At 69.1% G+C, this 14,711-nt stretch carries 21 protein-coding genes; 12 read left to right on the forward strand and 9 right to left on the reverse strand.

From position 1 onward, the window contains the following. Positions 1–13: 13 nt before the first annotated feature. Genes kdpA through QSK31_RS37125 form a run of 3 tightly spaced genes read right to left on the reverse strand, consistent with a single transcriptional unit; the run spans position 14 to position 1,898 of the window. Positions 14–1,651 (reverse strand): potassium-transporting ATPase subunit KdpA, encoded by a 1,638-nt coding sequence (gene kdpA, locus QSK31_RS37115; protein ID WP_285689383.1) that lies wholly within the window; start codon positions 1,649–1,651, stop codon positions 14–16. After that, a complete protein-coding gene (gene kdpF / locus QSK31_RS37120; protein WP_285689384.1) occupies positions 1,651–1,740 on the reverse strand; it encodes a K(+)-transporting ATPase subunit F in 90 nt (29 codons plus the stop codon). The genes kdpA and kdpF overlap by 1 nt, the downstream gene beginning before the upstream one ends. Beyond that, positions 1,737–1,898, reverse strand: a complete 162-nt coding sequence (locus tag QSK31_RS37125) for a hypothetical protein (protein ID WP_285689385.1) — start codon at positions 1,896–1,898, stop codon at positions 1,737–1,739. Before QSK31_RS37125 ends, kdpF begins: the two co-directional genes overlap by 4 nt. A gap of 84 nt (positions 1,899–1,982) precedes the next feature. On the opposite strand from QSK31_RS37125, the gene QSK31_RS37130 reads away from it, so the two are divergent. Beyond that, the gene (locus QSK31_RS37130) at positions 1,983–2,612 is read left to right on the forward strand and encodes a GntR family transcriptional regulator (protein WP_285689386.1); all 630 of its coding nucleotides are present in this window, start codon (positions 1,983–1,985) and stop codon (positions 2,610–2,612) included. Between the two features lie 9 nt (positions 2,613–2,621). Beyond that, positions 2,622–3,527 carry a DUF6282 family protein gene (locus QSK31_RS37135; RefSeq protein ID WP_285689387.1) on the forward strand — a complete coding sequence of 302 codons (906 nt, stop codon included), beginning with the start codon at positions 2,622–2,624 and terminating at the stop codon, positions 3,525–3,527. A 182-nt stretch (positions 3,528–3,709) separates the two neighbouring features. On the opposite strand, the gene QSK31_RS37140 is transcribed toward QSK31_RS37135, so the two are convergent. After that, positions 3,710–4,288, reverse strand: a complete 579-nt coding sequence (locus QSK31_RS37140; RefSeq protein ID WP_285689388.1) for a TetR/AcrR family transcriptional regulator — start codon at positions 4,286–4,288, stop codon at positions 3,710–3,712. A gap of 58 nt (positions 4,289–4,346) precedes the next feature. Between QSK31_RS37140 and QSK31_RS37145 the strand changes: the two genes are divergently transcribed. Then, positions 4,347–5,033, forward strand: coding sequence for an SDR family NAD(P)-dependent oxidoreductase (locus QSK31_RS37145; RefSeq protein ID WP_285689389.1), 687 nt, complete (start codon positions 4,347–4,349; stop codon positions 5,031–5,033). A gap of 93 nt (positions 5,034–5,126) precedes the next feature. On the opposite strand, the gene QSK31_RS37150 is transcribed toward QSK31_RS37145, so the two are convergent. After that, positions 5,127–6,380, reverse strand: coding sequence for a ThuA domain-containing protein (locus tag QSK31_RS37150; RefSeq protein WP_285689390.1), 1,254 nt, complete (start codon positions 6,378–6,380; stop codon positions 5,127–5,129). 61 nt (positions 6,381–6,441) lie between these two features. Continuing rightward, the gene (locus tag QSK31_RS37155) at positions 6,442–6,906 is read right to left on the reverse strand and encodes a MarR family winged helix-turn-helix transcriptional regulator (protein WP_285689391.1); all 465 of its coding nucleotides are present in this window, start codon (positions 6,904–6,906) and stop codon (positions 6,442–6,444) included. A gap of 95 nt (positions 6,907–7,001) precedes the next feature. On the opposite strand from QSK31_RS37155, the gene QSK31_RS37160 reads away from it, so the two are divergent. From QSK31_RS37160 to QSK31_RS37175, 4 genes are all read left to right on the forward strand, one after another. Beyond that, a complete protein-coding gene (locus tag QSK31_RS37160) occupies positions 7,002–7,376 on the forward strand; it encodes a DoxX family protein (RefSeq protein ID WP_285689392.1) in 375 nt (124 codons plus the stop codon). A gap of 11 nt (positions 7,377–7,387) precedes the next feature. After that, entirely contained in the window at positions 7,388–7,552 is a 165-nt protein-coding gene (locus QSK31_RS37165; protein WP_285689393.1) for a hypothetical protein, read from the forward strand. A 120-nt stretch (positions 7,553–7,672) separates the two neighbouring features. Beyond that, entirely contained in the window at positions 7,673–8,569 is an 897-nt protein-coding gene (locus QSK31_RS37170; protein WP_285689394.1) for an Ig-like domain-containing protein, read from the forward strand. Between the two features lie 14 nt (positions 8,570–8,583). Next, positions 8,584–9,150 carry a kinase gene (locus tag QSK31_RS37175; RefSeq protein ID WP_285689395.1) on the forward strand — a complete coding sequence of 189 codons (567 nt, stop codon included), beginning with the start codon at positions 8,584–8,586 and terminating at the stop codon, positions 9,148–9,150. A gap of 6 nt (positions 9,151–9,156) precedes the next feature. Here the strand turns inward: QSK31_RS37175 and QSK31_RS37180 are convergent, their stop codons facing one another. Then, positions 9,157–9,291, reverse strand: a complete 135-nt coding sequence (locus QSK31_RS37180; RefSeq protein ID WP_285689396.1) for a hypothetical protein — start codon at positions 9,289–9,291, stop codon at positions 9,157–9,159. Between the two features lie 170 nt (positions 9,292–9,461). On the opposite strand from QSK31_RS37180, the gene QSK31_RS37185 reads away from it, so the two are divergent. After that, positions 9,462–10,124, forward strand: coding sequence for a response regulator transcription factor (locus tag QSK31_RS37185; RefSeq protein WP_285689397.1), 663 nt, complete (start codon positions 9,462–9,464; stop codon positions 10,122–10,124). Continuing rightward, complete coding sequence (locus QSK31_RS37190) at positions 10,117–11,196, forward strand: sensor histidine kinase (RefSeq protein WP_285689398.1); 1,080 nt, start codon at positions 10,117–10,119, stop codon at positions 11,194–11,196. Before QSK31_RS37185 ends, QSK31_RS37190 begins: the two co-directional genes overlap by 8 nt. A gap of 4 nt (positions 11,197–11,200) precedes the next feature. Here the strand turns inward: QSK31_RS37190 and QSK31_RS37195 are convergent, their stop codons facing one another. Beyond that, on the reverse strand, positions 11,201–12,256 hold the full coding sequence (locus QSK31_RS37195) for a serine hydrolase domain-containing protein (RefSeq protein WP_285689399.1): 1,056 nt from the start codon (positions 12,254–12,256) through the stop codon (positions 11,201–11,203). A gap of 63 nt (positions 12,257–12,319) precedes the next feature. On the opposite strand from QSK31_RS37195, the gene mgrA reads away from it, so the two are divergent. Together mgrA and QSK31_RS37205 are read left to right on the forward strand one after the other, a co-directional pair. Further along, positions 12,320–13,348, forward strand: a complete 1,029-nt coding sequence (gene mgrA, locus QSK31_RS37200) for an L-glyceraldehyde 3-phosphate reductase (RefSeq protein ID WP_285689400.1) — start codon at positions 12,320–12,322, stop codon at positions 13,346–13,348. Between the two features lie 66 nt (positions 13,349–13,414). Next, complete coding sequence (locus QSK31_RS37205) at positions 13,415–13,603, forward strand: hypothetical protein (protein WP_285689401.1); 189 nt, start codon at positions 13,415–13,417, stop codon at positions 13,601–13,603. Here QSK31_RS37205 and QSK31_RS37210 read toward each other — a convergent pair. Beyond that, positions 13,600–13,947, reverse strand: a complete 348-nt coding sequence (locus tag QSK31_RS37210; RefSeq protein ID WP_285689402.1) for a nucleotide pyrophosphohydrolase — start codon at positions 13,945–13,947, stop codon at positions 13,600–13,602. The two genes, QSK31_RS37205 and QSK31_RS37210, sit on opposite strands and share 4 nt — an antisense overlap. A 23-nt stretch (positions 13,948–13,970) precedes the next feature. On the opposite strand from QSK31_RS37210, the gene QSK31_RS37215 reads away from it, so the two are divergent. Beyond that, positions 13,971–14,702, forward strand: a complete 732-nt coding sequence (locus QSK31_RS37215) for an NYN domain-containing protein (RefSeq protein ID WP_285689403.1) — start codon at positions 13,971–13,973, stop codon at positions 14,700–14,702. Positions 14,703–14,711 lie beyond the last annotated feature (9 nt).

The following is a 14,711-nucleotide window of genomic DNA, read 5'->3' on the forward strand; positions in this document are numbered from 1 at the left end:
GTCCACAGGGGCATCACGACAAGCCCTCCGCGAGGGGCCCGAGAGCGAGAGCGGGCAGGAACGTGAGCGCGACCAGCACGACCGTGACGCCGACGACCATCGCGACGAACAACGGCTGGTGGGTGGGCAACGTGCCCTCCGACGCCGGCACCGACTTCTGCCTGACCAGCGACCCTGCCAGCGCCAGCACCAGCACCATCGGCAGGAAGCGGCCGAGCAGCATGGCCAGCCCCAGCGCGGTGTCCCACCAGCCGGTGTTGACCGTGATCCCGCCGAAGGCCGAGCCGTTGTTGTTGGCGGCGCTGGTGAAGGCGTAGAGCACCTCGGACAGGCCGTGCGGGCCGGCGTTGAGCGCGGTGGTGTTGTTGCCGGTGGCGAAGGCGGCCGCCGTGCCGATCAGCACCAGCGCGGGGGTGACCAGGAAGTACAGCGACGCGAGCTTGATCTCCCGGGCGCCGATCTTCTTGCCCAGGTACTCGGGTGTGCGCCCGACCATCAGCCCGGCCACGAAGACCGTGATGATCGCCAGGACCAGTAGGCCGTACAGGCCGGAGCCGACGCCGCCGGGCGCGACCTCGCCGAGCATCATGTTGACCATCGGCATCATGCCGCCGAGGGCGGTGTAGGAGTCGTGGAAGGAGTCGACCGCGCCGGTCGAGGTGAGCGTGGTGGTCGCGGCGAAGACCGCCGAGTCGGGTACGCCGAAACGGACCTCCTTGCCCTCCATCGCGGCGCCGGCGGCCTGTGGCACCGTACCCGCGCCGTGGATCTCGAAGCCGACGGTCAGGGCGATGCTGCCCAGGGCGAGCACAGCCATCACCGCGACGATCGCGTAGCCCTGCCGGTTCTGGCCGACCATCCGGCCGAACACCCGGGGCAGGCTGAACGGGATCAGCAGGATCAGGAAGATCTGCAGCCAGTTGGTCCAGGTCGTCGGGTTCTCGAACGGGTGCGCGGAGTTGGTGTTGTAGAAGCCGCCGCCGTTGGTGCCGAGTTCCTTGATGGCCTCCTGGGAGGCGACAGGTCCGCCGGTGATGTGCTGGGTGGCGCCGGTCAGGGTGGTCACGTCGGTGCCGCCGGACAGGTTCTGCACCATGCCGGCCGCGAGGAAGACGATCGTGGCGACCACGCAGATCGGCAGCAGCACGCGCAGGGTGATCCGGATCAGGTCGACCCAGAAGTTGCCCAGCGTCCGGCGGGAGAACCCGCGGATCAGCGCGACCGCCACGGCGATGCCGACCGAGGCCGACACGAAGTTCTGCACGGCCAGGCCGGACATCTGGACCAGGTGGCCCATCGTGGACTCGCCGGCGTACGCCTGCCAGTTGGTGTTGGTGACGAAGCTGACCGCGGTGTTCCAGGCGATGTGGTCGGTGACCGCGGGCAGTCCGAGGGAGAGCCACAGCTTGTCCTGGACGCGCAGGAACAGGTAGAGGAACAGGATCGACACCGCGGAGAACGCGAGCGCGCTCCGGGCGTACACCCCCCAGGTCTGCTCCGCGGCCGGGTTGACGCCGACCAGGCGGTAGACGCCGCGCTCGACCACCGACGATCGTGTCCCGGTGACGACGCGGAACAGGTAGTCGCCGAACGGCCGGTAGGCGGCCGCGACGGCGAGCGCGAGCGTGCCGGCGAAGATCCAGCCGGCCATCAGAACTTCTCCGGGAACAGCAGGGCGGCGACCATGAAGGCCGCGAGCAGGACGGCCACGATCAGGCCGATGAGGTTGACGGCGCTCACCAGCGTTCGACCGCCCGGATCAGTACGGTCAGCGCGGCGAACAGCGCGACCGTGATCACGACGAACACGAGATCAGCCACGGGACGGCTCCTAGACGAGGATGTGTGCTTGCTCCTCGAGAACAGCGCGCGGCACGACGTGCTGTCATCGGTGTTCACGCGACCCCTACGCGCACGGCCCGGTTCTTGACGCGTTCTTAGCGCCCTTGACTTTTGTCAACAGTCTTGTGAACAATCCGGGTCATGGCACGGACCGCCTTCGACCGCCTGTGGTCGCAGATCGTCACCGGCGAGCTGATGCCCAACGAGCGCCTGGTCGAGACCGATCTGGCGGCTCAGCTGGGCGTCGGCCGGGCCGCGGTCCGCACCTTCCTGACCCGGCTGGAGCAGGAGGGCCTGGTGGTCCGTGAGCCCAACCGGGGCGCGCGGGTTCGCCTGGTCACCGAGGCCGAGGCGGTCGAGATCACCCAGACCCGGATGGTGCTGGAGGCGCTCGCCGCGCGAGAGGCGGCCGGCCACGCCACCCGGGACGAGGTGGCCGAGATGCGGGCGATCCTCGCCGAGATGGGCGAGCGGTTGTCGGCGGGCGAGCTACTGCTCTACTCCGACGGCAACGCGCGGCTGCACGCGCTGATCCTGCGAGCGTCCCGGCACGCCACGGCCGCCCGGCTGGTCTCCGGGCTCAAGGCCCAGACCGTCCGTTTCCAGTACCGCACGGTGCTCGTGCCGGGCCGCCCCCAGCACTCGTACGCTGAGCACACCGCCATCGTCGACGCGATCGACACCGGCGATGCCGACGCCGCCGAGGCGGCCATGCGACACCATCTCTTCCACGTGACCACGACCCTGCGCGAGAGCCGCGCTCAGTCCTAAGGGGAAGCCGTGCCTACCGAAGCAGCGCGCCGGATCGTCGCGGGCGCCTACGACACCCACGTGCACGTCGCCCCGGACGTGATGAAACGCCTGGTCGACGACGTCACGCTGGCCCGGCGCTGCGCCGAGACCGGGCTGGCCGGGTTCGTGCTCAAGTCGCACTACGTGCCGACCGCCGAGCGGGCCGAGGTGGTTCGCGGCGCGGTGCCCGGCGTGGACGTGCTCGGCGCGATCACCCTGAACGCGTCGGTCGGCGGCCTCAACCCGGTGGCCGTCGAGATCGCCGGCCGGCAGGGCGCCCGCGTGGTGTGGCTGCCCACGGTGGACTGCCGCAATCAGCGGGAGAGCCGGGCGCGGGCACCCGAGGGTGCGGTGCCGCCGATGTGGGCGCAGCTCCAGGATGACCTGGCCGAGCAGGGCATCATGGCGCCGGCGATCGACGTGGTCGACGAGTCCGGCGAGGTGGTTCCCGAGCTGCGGCAGGTGCTCGCGCTGATCGCCAAGCACGACATGGTGCTGGCCACCGGGCATCTGTCCGGGACGGAGATCAAGTCGGCCGTGGAGGCGGCGGCCGATGCGGGCGTACGCCGGATCGTGGTCACCCACCCCGAGTTCACCTCCCAGCAGGTGCCCGTGGACGCCCAGCGGGAGCTGGCCGAACGCGGCGCGCTGATGGAGCGCTGCTTCACCACACCGCACAGCGGCAAGATCAGCTGGGATGAGTGGTACGCACACATCCGCGCGGTCGGCCCCGAGCACTCGGTGCTCTCCAGCGATCTCGGCCAGCCGTTCAATCCGCCGGTCGAGGACGGCCTGGCGCTGCTCGCCGACCGCCTGCTGGCGAACGGCTTCACCGAGGACGAGATCCACACGATGGCCGTCGTGAACAGCCGCCGCCTGGCGGTGGTGGAATGACGTCCCGGACGGTCGGCTCCGGGACCTGTACGGGCAGCGCCGCCAAGTGCGGCGGGACGTGCTGATCACGTTGCCTGCCTTGTCGACCGCGTAGAACGCGACGGTGATCGCACACGGCGCCGAGGTGACCTTGGCGAGCACCGTGCCGTCGGTCCGGCACCGTTCCGTCCATGGTCGAGTGGCTAATCGCTGAACAGGATGTGACGCAGCGCCCGTTCCAGATGCGCGGTCAGCGCGGCGGGATCCATCGCCGCCAGCGGGCCGGTCCGGGCGATGTAGCGCGCGAACGTCACGCCGATCAGGCAGGCGCCGAGCATCGCGACGCGCTCGGGGACGTCCGGGCCGGTCAGGACCGTGGCGTACGCCTCGACGCTGTTGCTCTCCATCGCCGCCAGCAGGGCCGCGGCCGCCTCCTGGTTGGCGGCGGCGCCGCGCAGCAGGGCGACCAGCGGATCACCGGCGGCGTCCGGCTCCATCCGCTCCACATAGGCCCGTGCCACCCGCCCCGGCAGCCCGTCCGCGTCGCCCGCGACGACCCGGTCCAGGTCACGGTGGCCGGGCACCGCCGCCAGGAACAGCTGCTCCTTGCTCCCGAACTGGCGCATCACCAGGCCGTGCGTGACACCGGCGCGGCCGGCGACAGCGCGGATCGTCGTTCCGGCGTACCCCTGCTCTCCGAAGATCGCCCGCGCCGCAACCAGAATCGCCTGCCTGTGCCCCTCGGGGTCGCGCCGGCGACGGCGCGGGGTGGTGTCCGTCATGGCGCTAATGTACACGTGGTCATTAAGCTGAGGATCAACTACCAGGATGGGGTACGCCATGAGCACCGCAGTCGTCATCGGTGGCACCGCCGGGCTGGGCCGGGTCATCGCACAGCGCCGTGCCGACCAGGGCGACGACGTGATCGTCGCCGGCCGGGACGCATCCCGCGCCGAGGCCGTCGCCAAGCAGATCGGGGACCGGGCCACCGGCCTGGCCGTCGACCTGTCGAAGCCGCACGGCATCGAGGAGGCGCTGGCCGGCGTCGGCGCGGTCGACCACCTGGTCATCACGGCCATCCACCAGAACCCGAACACGCTGGCGAACTTCGACATCGACGACGCGGTGACCGCGCTGACCACCAAGCTCGTCGGCTACGCCGAGGCGGTGCGGGTGCTGCGCGACCGATTCACGCCGGCGGCGTCGGTGGTGCTCTTCGGCGGGCTGGCCAAGGAACGGCCGTACCCCGGATCGACGGTGGTGACCACGTTCAACGGCGGGCTCACCGGGCTGGTCCGGACCCTGGCGGTGGAGATCGCGCCGCACCGGGTCAACGCGGTGCACCCGGCCCTGATCGGCGACAGCCCGAAATGGCAGGGCATCGACCTGAGCATGCAGGTGGAGCGGACCCCGCTCGGCCGCCTCGTCACGATGGACGAGGTGGCCGAGGCGGTCGACTTCCTGCTACGCAACGGCGGGATGAACGCCCACGACCTCTACGTGGACGGTGGCGTCCTGGTCCGCTGAGCTCAGCGCCGCCAGGTCCGGCGGGACGTGCTGACCACGTTGCCGGCCTTGTCGACGGCGTAGAACGCGACAGTGGACGGCAGATGGGCGCTACTACTGCAGACGGAAGCTCTGGGCCGCGGTGCCGTTGCAGGCGTACTGCACCAGTTGGACGCCGTCGGCGGTGGCGGCCGCCGGGACGTCGAGGCACTTGCCGCTGTTGCGGTTGACGAAGTGGTAGGTGCCGCCCGTCTCGGCGACCGGCTGCCACTGCTGGTTGGTGCCGCCGCCGTACGACCAGGTCTGGATGAGCGCGTTGTCGGCGCTGGAGACGTCCTTGACATCCAAGGCCTGGGCGCTGTTGCCACGGTTGTTGATGCGTACGAAGCCGCCGCTGGTCGCCGCGAACTGGTACTGCTGGGCGGTCGAGGCGTTGCAGGCGTACTGCTGGATCGCGGTGCCGTTGACCGTGCCGGCCGCGCGGGCGTCGACGCACTTGCCGCTGTTGACGTTGGTGACCGCGTACCAGCGGGCCGGGTCGATCGGGTCGTTCGTCGGCGGCGGGGTGTCGCCGGAGACGCCGGCCAGCCACTTGATGCCGTTGACCAGCCACTGATTCTGCTGCGCGCTGGCGAACGTCGACGACGTACGGGTGTTCGTGTCGTAGTTCATCGCGTTGTGACCGAAGTTGGCGTACAGCATCTTGTAGTTGCGGTTGGTCCAGATCAGCGGATAGAAGCCGCTGGTCCACTGCTGCGAGGTGCCGACCGGGAAACTGGAGTTGTCGATCGACGCCAGGACGTCGATGTCCGGGTTCTGGCGCAGGTCCCGGCTCCACGAGTACCACTCGCTGACCGAGCTCGGGAAGGTGGCGGGCAGGCCGGCCATCGTCGGGTGCGCCGGATCGTTCACACGCAGCGTCTCGGCGGTCGGCAGCCACGTGTTGGTGGCGAAGTTCCCGGTACCGAGGAACGTGTTGTGGTACCAGCTCCACTCGTTGGCGTTGTCGGTCCACGCGCTGACGTGGAAGCCCATCCACGCCCCGCCGTTCTGCATGTACGTCTGGAAGGCGGCCCGGCGGTCGGCCGGCGGACCGTCGTCCAGGAACATGATCACCTTGTAACCGGCCAGGCCGGAGGTGCTCAGGCGACTCCAGTCGGTGGTCGCCTCCCAGGTGAAACCGTTCGCGGCGCCGAGGCGCGGGAACCAGTCCCGAGCCTCCTTGTCGAAGTCGATGTGTGCCGCGTCCCAGGTCCCGTTGTAGAACGCGAGCACTTTGAACGGGTCGGCGGCGGCTGCGGGGACAGCGGCTCCTGTTACCAGGACCAAGGCGAGGACGAGGGCTCGCCAGAGCATCTTGGGGGACATGGTGTTCATCATCATCCGTCGATGTCTGCCGCCACAAGACAATTGTTAACTTATTTTCCAGTCAGCATCCCTCGCCGGGGTCGACCGCCCGCATGATGCGGCGGTTGATCTCGCCGAGCTGGCGGCGCTGAGCCTTGGTCAGCGGATCGAAGATCAGGCGGTGCACGGCCTCGACATGCCCGGGAGCGGCCGCCGCCACCTGGGCGAAACCGTCGTCGGTCAGCACCGCGAGCGTGTAGCGCCCGTCGGTCGGGTCGGGCTCGCGCCGGGCGCAGCCCCGTTTCTCCAGCCGGGACATCACCTGGGACAGCCGCGGCAGCGAGCCCTCGGCATACCTGGCCAGCTCGCTCATCCGCAGCGTCCGGCCGGGCGTCATCGACAGCTTCGAGAGCACGAGATATTCGAAGAGACTGAGGCCGGCATCCGCCTGCAGCTGCGCCTCCAGCACCTGGGGCAGCCGCATCAGCACAGAGGCCGTGGCGATCCAGGTCTGCTTGTCGTCCTCGTCCAGCCAGCGCGGTTCCACGGGCCCAGATTAGCCCACCGGGTCACTTGCACCGTTAAGTCATCACACACTATGTTGACTTAAAACTTTAAGTCAAACTACCTCTGGAGCCATACATGAACGTCGTCCTTTGGATCATTGCCGCGCTGCTCGCGCTGGCGTTCGTCGCGTCCGGGGCGATGAAGGTGCTCCGGACCAAGGCGCAGCTGAAAGAGGCCGGCCTGAGCTGGGTCGACGACTACGGCGACAGCACGGTCAAGCTGATCGGCGCGGTCGACATCATCGGCGGGCTCGGCCTGGTCCTGCCCGCGCTGGTCAACGTCGCGCCGATCCTGGTGCCGATCGCCGCAGTCGGCCTGATCATCGTCATGGTCGGCGCCATCGTCACGCACGGCCGGCGCAAGGAGACCCCGATGGTCGCCTTCAACATCGTCCTGCTGATCCTCCTGGCCGTCGTCGCCTGGGGACGCTTCGGCCCGTACGCGTTCTAACCTTCTCCGTCATGCGGGTGACGACGCATGACGGCAGAGGCGCCATCGAGCTGGTCAGCCGGACGCTCCCGGCGGACGTGGTGGCCGAGCGGGTCGGCGGCCACCTCTCCTACACCTCGAACGGCGCGATCGCCCAGGCCGCGACGTTCGCGGCGGGCAAGGTCAACGGCTCCTGAGGGTACGGGCGGCGCGGCAGGCCCCTCGCCGTGCCGCCCATCCCCGAACACGATGCGGTGCCGCCCATCCTCCGAACAGCCGTCGAAAGTGGACGGTACGATGCCGTACTCTCCTCGATCGTGAAGCTACGGGGATTCGCCACGGTCATCGCCATGGCCGGAACACTCATCGCGGGAGCCGCCGCTCCCGCCTCCGCCGCCGTCGACCACGTCGCGGATGACGCCGGCCCGCGTGTCACAGTCGACGGTGGCACGGTCGTCTACCGCTGGCCCGGCCTCGCGTACCTGTGGGCGGAGCTCGACGACCAGTCCAGCCTCGGGCGCATCGAGTGGTGGGTCGACGGGGCCCTCCGCTCGACCGAGCGTGATCTCTCCTACGACTTCGGAGCCACCGTCCGGCGGATCCCGGTCGAGGTGCGGGCGTGGGACACGTGGGGCAACGCCTCGGTGACCACGATCCAGGTCCAGCTCGACCACACCGCTCCCGTGGTCACGAAGGTGACGCCGAACTTCCGGCAGCTGGTCCGCGGCACCCGCATGACCAGCACGCTCACCGCGACCGACCCGGCCGGCTTCATGTACGCCGAGCTGGAGGACACGAAGGTCGGTGAGGGCACGCCCGGACCCACCGCCACGTTCACCGCGTCGACCCGGCTCGGCCGGGACGGCCAGTACATGTTCTTCTGGCACGTCATGGACCGCGTCGGCAACTCCATGACGTTCCCCCGGACCGTGATCGTCGACAACACCCGTCCCACCATCACCAAGATCACCGCACCGGCCGCCAACGCCAAGGTCGGATCCCAGGTCAAGACGTCGATGTCGGCAACCGACCTGAACGGCGTCAAAGAGGTCCAGATGTGGGTCAACGGCAGGCTCACCCTCTCCGACTCCAAAGCGCCGTACACGATGGCCCTGAGCACCCCCAAGTACGGCAGGTCGTTCACCGTCGCGTTCTACGCCGTCGACAAGGCCGGCAACACGATCAGCACGTCCCGCCGCACCTGGCGGCGCTGAGCCATCCTGGAGCGGTGCACGCGCCGACGCTGGTAGTGATCCGGGGTAACTCGGGCAGCGGAAAGTCGACCACCGCCCGGGAGGTGCGCTCCCGCTACGGACGCGGATGCGCGCTCGTCGAGCAGGACCACCTGCGCCGGATCATCCTGCGCGAGCATGACGAACCCGGTGCCGTGGCGCCCGCCTTCATCGCCGCGACCGTGCGCTCGGCGCTGGACCTCGGCTACCACGTCGTGCTGGAGGGCATCCTGCACGCCGGGCGCTACCGGCCCGCCCTGCTCGACCTGCTCGCCGCGCATCCCGGCCCGAGTCACGCCTTCTACCTGGACATCCCGTTCCCGGAGACGGTCCGCCGGCACGGGATGCGCGGCGACTTCGGGTTCACCACCGAGGACATGCGCGACTGGTACGTCGAGCGCGACCTGCTCGGCGTACCCGGGGAGGTGGTGATCGGAGAGACCAGCAGCCTCCCGGCGTCGGTGGCGACGATCCTCGAGGTCAGCGGCCTGGACCGGGCGCCGACGCGAACGCCGTGCCCGACCAGTTGCCCGCGCTGCACGCAGAAGGACGCGGTCCGGTAGCACCGCTCAGGCCGTCCGCAACGCAACGGCCTTCTGCCACACCTCGGGGGTCACACTGACCCCGTACTCGAAATCGCCCGACGCGTTCGGGTCGGGAAGATCGGGGACGCCGTTCTCCCGCATGCACTCGGCGAACTTCACCCCTTGATCTCGAGTGGCCGTCTTGTCATCGGCGGCGCCCGTCTCGGAAGGTGCGCCCAAGCGGCGCATTCGTCTGCTCATGCCCCAGTCAAGGCATCGCGCTGTTGCCGGTCCGTACGTGTTTTCCGATACGTCGGCGATATGCGCCGGGCAGTAGCTTCATCGGTGCCATGCGTGTCTTGATCGTCGAGGACGAGCCCTACCTGGCCGAGGCCATCCGCGATGGTCTGCGCCTGGCAGCGATCGCGGGCGACGTCGCCGGGGACGGCGACACGGCCCTGGAACTGCTGAGCGTGAACGCCTACGACATCGCCGTCCTGGACCGGGACATCCCAGGACCCTCCGGCGACGAGATCGCCGAACGTATCGTCGCCTCCGGCAGCGGCATGCCGATCCTCATGCTCACCGCGGCCGACCGGCTGGACGACAAGGCGTCCGGGTTCGAGCTCGGCGCCGACGACTACCTCACGAAGCCCTTCGAGCTGCGGGAACTCGTGCTCCGCCTCCGGGCGCTCGACCGCCGGCGCTCCCAAGTCAGGCCGCCGGTGCGCGAGATCGCGGGCGTACGGCTGGACCCGTTCCGCCGCGAGGTCTACCGCGACGGCCGTTATGTCGCGCTGACCAGGAAGCAGTTCGCGGTGCTCGAGGTCCTCGTCGCGGCCGAGGGCGGTGTCGTCAGCGCCGAGGATCTGCTGGAACGGGCGTGGGACGAGAACGCCGACCCGTTCACCAACGCCGTACGCATCACGGTCTCGGCATTGCGCAAACGGCTCGGCCAGCCGTGGATCATCACCACGGTGCCCGGCGTCGGCTACCGGATCAGCGATGGATAGAGCTCCCGGTCTGAGTGTCCGGCTCAAGCTGACCCTCAGCTACGCCGGATTCCTGATGGTCGCGGGCGCCCTGATGCTCGCCGTCGTGTGGGTGTTCCTCCTGCGGTACGTGCCCGACTACGAGGTCATGTTCGGCCCGGCCGGGCAGATCCCCAACCGTTCCGACCTGTTGGCGGCGTTCGGCCCCAAGGCGGCCGCCATGCTGGTGTTCCTGCTGGCATTCGGGCTGGTGGGCGGGTGGATGCTGGCCGGCCGCATGCTCGCGCCCCTGTCCCGCATCACCGACGCCACCCGCATGGCCGCCGGCGGGTCGCTCTCGCACCGGATCCGGCTGGACGGCCCGCAGGACGAGTTCCGTGAGCTCGCCGACAGCTTCGATGCCATGCTCGCCCGGCTCCAGGCACACGTCGACGAACAGCGGCGCTTCGCGGCCAACGCCTCGCACGAGTTGCGGACCCCGCTGGCCACGACGAAGACCCTCCTCGACGTCGCCCGCGACGACCCGGACAGCCTCACCGGCGGGCTGGTCGACCGCCTGCACACCGTCAACACCCGGGCGATCGACCTGACCGAGGCCCTGCTCCTGCTCAGCCGCGCCGATCAACGGGCCTTCGCCCGGGGCCCGGTCGACCTGTCCCTGCTGGCCGAGGAAGCCACCGAGACCCTGCTGCCCTTCGCGGAGAAGCATGGCGTCACCGTCGAGACCGCCACCGACGTGAGCCGCACCGTCGGCTCCCATGCGCTGCTGTTGCAGCTGACGATGAACCTGGTGCACAACGCGATCGTCCACAACCTGCCCGGACACGGCACCGTGTGGGTCACGACCGGCGCTCACCCCGGAGGTGTCCGGCTCGCCGTCGAGAACACCGGCGAGCGACTCAGCCCGTTTCTGACCTCCACGCTGGTCGAACCGTTCCAGCGCGGCACCGCGCGCATCCGCACCGAACACGCGGGCGTCGGCCTCGGCCTGGCGATCGTCAACAGCATCACCCAGGCCCACGACGGCACCCTCACGCTCACCCCGCGCGCCGCCGGCGGGCTCCGCGTGACGGTCGAGCTCCCCAACGGCTAGACCGTCACTCCCACATGGTCATGGCGATGCTGATGCCGCGGAGGTCGACGGTCGTCGCGGCCATCCGGTTGGTGACGAAGGCGAAGGTGCTGCGCGCACGCATGTCGATGAGCGCGAACGAGCCGCCGTTCCCGCCCCAGGAGAGGAGGTCCTGGTGGGGCGCGAAGCCGCCGCCCACCGCGAATCCCAGCCCCCATCGGATGGGGAAGCCGAGCACCAGGTCGGTGCCCTCGATCTGCACGTCCAACGCCCGCCGGCAGCCCGCCTCGGACATGATCCCGGCGCCGCCGGTGGCCAGGACGGTGTGGGCGACCGCGACGGACCGGGCGTTGCCGTGGCCGTTGCCGGCCGGAATCTCGGCGCCGCGCCACTCCCGGGTCTGCACGGTCGGCACGTCGATCGGCGGATTGCCGGCCGCGTTGACCTGGATCTCGCTGCCGTCGAAACCCGCGATCGGGGTCGGCGGCGCGACGAGCTCGGCGACCCGGTGATCCTCGGAGGCAGGCAGCCCGATGTGGAAGTCGGCCCCTAGCGGACCGGCGATCTCCTCGCGGAACACGGTGCCGAGGGTGCGCCCGGTGATCCGGCGGACGATCTCACCGATCAGATAGCCGTGGGTGACGGCGTGGTAGCCGGAGGCGGTGCCCGGTTTCCACCACGGCTCCTGCGCGGCCAGCAGGGCGGTGGCCTTCTCCCAGTCGTAAAGGTCGGCCGTGGCCAGCGGCTCGCGCCAGCCGGAAAGTCCGGAGGAGTGGCTCATCACCTGCGCCACGGTCACGTCCTGCTTGCCGGCCGCGGCGAACGCCGGCCAGTACCGGGCGACCGGCGCGGCGAAGTCGAGCTCGCCGCGGTCGGCCACGAGCAGCGCGGTCAGGGCGGCCATGGTCTTGGTCGTCGAGTAGACGTTGAGAATCGTGTCCCGCTCCCAGGGCCGGGCGCCCGCCGCGTCGCAGTTGCCCTGCCACCGGTCGACCACGGTCTCGCCGTCGACGGTCACGCAGACCGCGGCGCCGTCCTGGCCGACCGTCTCCGCAAAAATCTTCTCCACCCGCTCACGCATGGCGACAGACCTAACACGATCGAAAGTGAGGCGGCGACCGAATTTCAGGGCAAGGTGAAGAGCATGACCGTTTACTCCGCCGAGAACACGCGCTACGACAGCATGGAATACCGCCACACCGGCCGGAGCGGGCTCAAACTGCCCGCCGTGTCGCTGGGCCTGTGGCACAACTTCGGCGATGACAAGCCGCTGGAGAACCAGCGGGCGATCCTGCGCCGCGCGTTCGACCTGGGCATCACGCACATCGACCTGGCCAACAACTACGGCCCGCCGTACGGCTCGGCGGAGCAGAACTTCGGCCGGATCCTGGCCACCGACTTCAAGCCGTACCGGGACGAGCTGGTCATCTCGACGAAGGCCGGCTACGACATGTGGCCCGGCCCGTACGGCGACCACGGCTCCCGCAAATACCTGACCGCGTCACTGGACCAGTCGCTGCAACGGATGGGCCTGGACTACGTCGACATCTTCTACTCGCACCGCTTCGACCCGGAGACTCCGCTGGAGGAGACGATGGGCGCGCTGGACGCGGCGGTCCGGGCGGGCAAGGCGCTGTACGTGGGCATATCGTCGTACTCGCCGGAACGCACCGCGGAGGCCGCCGCCATCCTGCGCGACCTCGGCACGCCGCTGCTGATCCACCAGCCGTCGTACTCGATGCTGAACCGCTGGATCGAGGACGGCCTGCTGGACACACTGGAACGCGAGGGCGCCGGCTGCATCGCGTTCTCCCCGCTGGCCCAGGGCATGCTGACCGACCGCTACCTGAACGGCGTACCCGAGGGCTCCCGGGCCGGCGCCGACAAGTCGCTCTCCACCGGCCTGCTCAGCGACGAGAACCTGGAGAAGGTCCGGGCGCTGAACGGCATCGCCGAGCGCCGCGGCCAGAGCCTGGCGCAGCTGGCCATCGCCTGGGCACTGCGCGACACGCGGATGACCTCGACGGTGCTGGGCGCGAGCAGCGTCAAACAGCTCGAGGCGAACGTCGCGGCACTCAACAACACCGCGTTCACCGACGACGAGCTGGCCGAGATCGACAAGTACGCGACCGAGTCCGGCATCAACCTCTGGGCCCGGTCCAGCGACTCGTAGGCCGTGATCACCTGGCTTATGGCTACCCGGCGCATCACCCCCCGATCCGGCGGGTAGTCATAGGGCATGTCCACCAACGAAACGCCCAACGCGGGCTCGGAGACCGACCAGCACATCACCGGCTCCGACGAGACCGGCGACTTCCAGACCGACAAGGCGCCGACCGCCGACACCCCGTCCGGCGGCAGCAGCAACATCGGCATCAACAAGACCAAGGCGAACCGCGTCGAGCCCGAGGCGGAGAACGAGCGCTAGTCAATCTTGGCGGGTGATCCGAGGGCGGCCTCGATCGTGTAGCGGCGGCCGGCCTCCGCCAGCTTGTCCTGCGCCGCCGTGACCAGGTCGATGCCGAGAACGTCGGCCAGCCGGACCAGATAGATCGTGACGTCGCCGATCTCCGCGCGTACCCTCGGCCCCAGGTCCTCGTCCGCCATCACGGTCGCCGACTGCTCCGGGGTGAGCCATTGCAGCTCCGCCAGGAGTTCGCCGACCTCGCCGGCCAGCGCCATGGCGAGATTTTTCGGCGTGTGGAACTGTTCCCAGTTGCGGTCCCGCGCGAAGGCGCGCACCTGCTCGGTCAGCTCTGCGATCGAGGACATCAGAATTCTCCCAGGGAGCGCATTTGACCAACGACAACGCCATCAAGCTGGCGGTACTCATCGACGCGGACAACGCCCAGCCGGGCATTGTCGAGGCGTTGCTCGCGGAGATCGCCAAGTACGGCACGGCACATGTCAAGCGAGCGTACGGCGACTGGACCGGGCCCAGCCTCAAGGGCTGGAAGGACCAGTTGCTGGCCCAGTCGATCCAGCCGATGCAGCAGTTCGCGTACACGATGCGGAAGAACTCCACCGACTCGGCGATGATCATCGACGCGATGGATCTGCTGTATTCGGACCGGTTCGACGGGTTCTGCATCATCTCCAGCGACAGCGATTTCACCCGGCTCGCGTCGCGGATCCGGGAGTCGGGGCTGATCGTCTACGGCTTCGGCGAGCGTAAGACGCCCAAGGCGTTCGTCTCGGCCTGCGACAAGTTCATCTACGTCGAGAACCTGCAGGAGCCACTGGAGGAGCCCGAACCGGAACCCGCCAAGGTCAGCGCCGCCCTGGTGAACAAACTGCGCAACGCGGTCGAGGCAGCCTCGGATGAGGACGGATGGGCCATGCTGTCGCATGTCGGGCAGATCCTCACCAAGCAGAGTCCCGACTTCGACTCCCGCAACTACGGCTTCGGCAAGCTGAGCGGCCTGGTCACGGCGATCAAGCAGTTCGACCTGGACCGCCGGGACGCCGGGACCGGCAAGCACGGCGTGATCTACGTGCGTGACCGGCGCCGCCGTACCGAAAAATAGCTAACGTGG

Origin of the sequence: Actinoplanes sp. NBRC 103695 (assembly GCF_030269485.1) — a bacterium.
In the GTDB taxonomy this organism is placed as follows: Bacteria; Actinomycetota; Actinomycetes; order Mycobacteriales; family Micromonosporaceae; genus Actinoplanes.